The 2,498-nt window shown below is 71.2% G+C and carries 4 protein-coding genes; 2 read left to right on the top strand and 2 right to left on the bottom strand.

Annotated elements, in window-relative coordinates; all coding sequences use genetic code 11:
• A partial coding sequence (locus ABD378_RS20810; protein ID WP_344522454.1) for an NAD(P)-binding domain-containing protein occupies positions 1-130 on the bottom strand: 130 nt, incomplete at its 3' end.
• An 80-nt stretch (positions 131-210) separates the two neighbouring features.
• Between ABD378_RS20810 and ABD378_RS20805 the strand changes: the two genes are divergently transcribed.
• The gene (locus ABD378_RS20805; RefSeq protein WP_344522438.1) at positions 211-579 is read left to right on the top strand and encodes a winged helix-turn-helix transcriptional regulator; all 369 of its coding nucleotides are present in this window, start codon (positions 211-213) and stop codon (positions 577-579) included.
• 133 nt (positions 580-712) lie between these two features.
• Complete coding sequence (locus ABD378_RS20800) at positions 713-1,966, top strand: serine hydrolase domain-containing protein (protein ID WP_344522437.1); 1,254 nt, start codon at positions 713-715, stop codon at positions 1,964-1,966.
• Here the strand turns inward: ABD378_RS20800 and ABD378_RS20795 are convergent.
• Positions 1,918-2,328 (bottom strand): class F sortase, encoded by a 411-nt coding sequence (locus tag ABD378_RS20795; RefSeq protein WP_344522436.1) that lies wholly within the window; start codon positions 2,326-2,328, stop codon positions 1,918-1,920. The two genes, ABD378_RS20800 and ABD378_RS20795, sit on opposite strands and share 49 nt — an antisense overlap.
• Between the last annotated feature and the right edge of the window lie 170 nt (positions 2,329-2,498).

The following is a 2,498-nucleotide window of genomic DNA, read 5'->3' as shown; positions in this document are numbered from 1 at the left end:
CCATCCGCGCGACGAGCGCCGCCGCGCGGCCCTCGTCCCGCCCGCCGATCAGCACCTCGTGCCCCGCGCGCACCCAGTGCGTGCCGAGCGCGTCCGCCATGTTGCCCGCGCCGATGATGCCTATGCGCATGTCTGTCTCCCTCTCGTCCCGTGCCCCGGTCACCGGGGTACGGGACGACAGTAGGAAAGCGTTCAGGCACCATTCGGTACGTGAGAGACGATGACCTGCTCGCCGACTGCCGCGCCCGGCTCGCCTTCGACCTGCTCGCCAACACCTGGAACGCGGTGGCGCTCTGGGCCCTGCGGCACGGCCCGCGCCGCCCGGGTGAACTGCGCGGCCTGATCGGCGGCATCAGCCCCAAGATCCTCACGGAGACACTGCGCCGCCTCGAGTACAACGGCCTGGTCTCGCGGCAGTCGTACGCCGAGTCGCCGCCCCGCGTCGAGTACGAACTCACCGCTCTGGGGCGTACGTTGCTGGCCCCGATCGAGGCCTTCGGCGCGTGGGCCTTCGACCATGGCGACGAGGTGATGGCGGCGCAGGAGCGCGCCGACCGCCCGTCCACCGGAGCCCCCTGATTCCCCTGTTTCCCCCTGCCCCCTAGGGGACATCCCGCCAATGCCCCTGATGCCCATGAGTGTTGGCCCCTCAGGGAACACCGGACCCTCGCCCTCCCCAGTGAGGATCCGCCCTGCCCGGAAGATCACCAGGATGGACAGCGACAGCACACGTTCCGCACCGCAGCCCACCTGGAGTCACACCGTGCGCCTCCCCGCCCGCACCGCTCTCGCCGCCGCCCTCGTCATCGGCCTCACCGGCGCAGCGGCCGCCCCCGCCCTCGCGGTCGCGCACGCCCCGGCCACGGCGGCGGCTTCCGCCCAGAGATCCGCGCCGGACGGCAAGGCCCTGCGCGACGCGATCAAGGGGCTCCCGAACGCCGACGCGACCGCCGCCCTGGTCCGCGTCGGCGGCACGGATGGAACCTGGCGCGGAAGTTCCGGCGTACACGACCTGGTCACGGGCCGGAAGGCCGACCCGCACGGCCGCTTCCGCGCCGGGTCGACGACCAAGATCGTGACCGCGGCCGTGGCGCTGCAGCTGGCGGCCGAGGGTGAGCTGGACCTCGACAAGCCGGTGCAGCACTACATGCCGGGCCTGCTCCCCGAGGGGAAGTTCGAGCCCATGCCCGTCCGCAGCCTCCTCAACTACACCAGCGGCCTGAAGTCGGGCGACGGCTTCGACGACGAATACGCCCACCGCTACGACACGTTGGACCCGCGGAAGGTCGTCGCGTCGGCCATCGCCAAGGGGCCCGAGCACGACCCCGGCTACGAGCAGCACTACCGCAACATCGGCTACACCGTGCTCGGCCTGCTGATCGAGCGGGTCACCGGCGACTCGTACGCCCACCAGGCCGCTCAGCGGATCTTCCGGCCTCTCCACCTGCGCGACACCTACTTCCCCGGCGCCGACCCCCACATCCGCGGCCCGCACAACCGCGGCTACCAGAGCATGAAGCAGCCGGACGGCACCACCCGCCTGGTCGACGTCACCGAGTGGAACCAGTCGGACCGCTTCGCGGCGGGCGACATGATTTCCTCCACCGCCGATCTGGAGGTCTTCACTCAGGCGCTGTTCGACGGAGAGGTGGTGCCCCAGCCGCAGTTGAAGGAGATGTTCACGCTGCCCGAGCTTGCGCCGGGCGCTCCGGAGCCCATCTTCGGCGCGGGGCTCCAGCGGATGGAGTTCAAGGGCAAGGTGATCTGGCTCAAGACCGGCGCCCGCTACGGCTACACGAACATGATCGCCTCCACCGAGAACGGCTCCCGCACCCTCGTCTACTCGGTCAACGCGACCGATGCCAAGGGCACGGGCATGAACCCGATCGCCGAGCGGATCGCGCTGGGCGCCTACGCCTACGCCACGCCCGTCATGCTCGCGAAGACCGTGATGTTGTTGGGGTAGTAGTTCCGGTCCGCGTCGAACTCGCCGCCGCAGGTGATCAGGCGCAGCCCCGCGTGGTCGATGTTCTTGTACACGTCCAGGGTGGGGAACTTCTTCTTCGGGTGCTCCTCGACGCGGTCCACGGTGAAGGTGGCCGTCTTCCCGTCCTCGCGCGTCACCTCGATGGCGTCCCCGGCCTTCATCGTCTTCAGCCCTTTGAAGACCGCGTCCGCGCCGTTCCAGGTCACATGCCCGGCGATCACCGCCGGGCCCCTGGAGCCGGGGGTGGGGCCGGGTTCGTACCAGCCCGCCAGATCGGGGTCCTTCGGTGTCGTCATCGCCCCGCCCCCGTTCTGCCCCAGCGTCTCCAGCGCGCTCGACACGCCCAGGGAGGGGATGACGACCCGCTGGGGCACCGACCGGTCCAGGGCCGTGGCGGCCTGGCCCGACCCCGACCCCGACCCCGACCCCGACCCCGACCCCGCCTCCGGTGTCCGGCCGCCCTCCGCGCCGTCCCGCGCCGCGCTCTGGCGGGGGGCCGCCGAAGAGGCAG

This window comes from Streptomyces rectiviolaceus, from assembly GCF_039533825.1.
GTDB lineage: Bacteria > Actinomycetota > Actinomycetes > Streptomycetales > Streptomycetaceae > Streptomyces > Streptomyces rectiviolaceus.
Note: the sequence above shows the minus strand (reverse complement) of the source record. Positions and strands in the feature narration are given on the sequence as shown.

What these genes read in the sequence shown, in the direction of transcription:
- ABD378_RS20800 (WP_344522437.1), top strand. Translation starts at nt 713, where the DNA reads ATGGACAGCGACAGCACACGTTCCGCACCGCAGCCCACCTGGAGTCAC.